Below are 243 nucleotides of genomic sequence, written 5' to 3'. Positions count from 1 at the left end.
ATGAATATCCTCCATAATACCCTTTAGCCTTGCATCTACCCCTTCTCTTGTCCAACTTAATCTTAACGACTTTTGACTCATTTCTAAACCAGAGGTAGCAACACCACCAGCATTAGAAGCTTTCCCTGGCGCGAATAAAATTTTAGCCTTTTGGAATTCATGAATAGCCACTGGAGTAGAAGGCATGTTTGCGCCTTCAGACACACAAATGCAACCATTACTTACAAGTTGTTTTGCTTCTTC

The 243-nt window shown here is 40.7% G+C and carries 1 pseudogene; it reads right to left on the bottom strand.

From position 1 onward, the window contains the following. Nucleotides 1–243, bottom strand: a pseudogene (locus tag ACRHOC_RS15025) (NADP-specific glutamate dehydrogenase); the annotation flags it as partial.

Source organism: Winogradskyella poriferorum (assembly GCF_050618035.1).
Classification (GTDB): domain Bacteria; phylum Bacteroidota; class Bacteroidia; order Flavobacteriales; family Flavobacteriaceae; genus Winogradskyella; species Winogradskyella poriferorum_A.
Note: the sequence above shows the minus strand (reverse complement) of the source record. Positions and strands in the feature narration are given on the sequence as shown.